1 protein-coding gene is annotated in these 908 nt (G+C 46.5%); it reads right to left on the bottom strand.

The features are described from left to right. Nucleotides 1–49: 49 nt before the first annotated feature. Nucleotides 50–908: efflux RND transporter permease subunit (locus ACS8FD_RS18000; protein ID WP_439276855.1), on the bottom strand; the 859-nt coding region annotated here is incomplete at its 5' end.

The raw sequence follows: 908 nt of genomic DNA, 5'->3' as shown, positions 1-908 counted from the left end.
ACCTAGCTTCTAGCCTACTCTCATTTATGACTTATAACACGCTTTCATACTATGATTTTTCAACGACCGGATTATTATCTTTACCATGCGGGATCAACCATTTAGCAAACCACCCTGACAAGTCATCCATCAAAGTATATACGACTGGAATTACGACCAAACTTAATAGCGTTGAGGTTACTAGACCGCCTAACACAGCAGCCGCCATCGGACGCCTAAAGGTAGGATCAGCATCACCCCAGCCAAACACGAGCGGCAACATGCCAGCACCCATTGCAATAGTGGTCATAATGATAGGACGGGCGCGCTTGCGACAGGCATCGATGATAGCCTCAAAACGTGTTAAGCCTCTGTTTTGCGCAATAATGGCATAATCGACTAATAAAATAGAATTTTTGGTGGCGATACCCATCAGCATAATAAAACCGATCATCGACGGCATCGATAGACTACTGCCTGTAATGACCAAACCCACGAATGCACCGCCTATCGATAACGGCAGCGCCATTAAGATAGTAAAGGGTTGTAAAAGCTTCCCAAAAAGTAGAATTAAGACGCCTAAGATACAAATAATACCCACCGACATGGCAATGACAAAACCGCTAAATAGCTCAGCCATGTTTTCCGCTTGGCCCTGTGCAATCATCGTAATAGAGGCTGGGAGTTGCTGCATGGTAGGGGTGTTTTTGACTGCATCTACCAATTCACCAAGCTCACCTGTACCAGGCTGCACCGTAATCGTGATTGAACGTTCACGGTCAAGACGGCTGATCTTTGCAGGCCCTGTACCAAAATTGAGGTCAGCCACTTCGCCGACACGCACACCTTGTCCGGTTGGGTTTGTACTAGGTACATACAAGCCTTCTAACTGATTGACGTTTTGTTTGGCTACATCAGGCAAGCGCACC

The sequence above is a fragment of the Psychrobacter sp. 1U2 genome, assembly GCF_051847575.1.
This window is presented reverse-complemented; position numbering and strand designations above follow the sequence as displayed.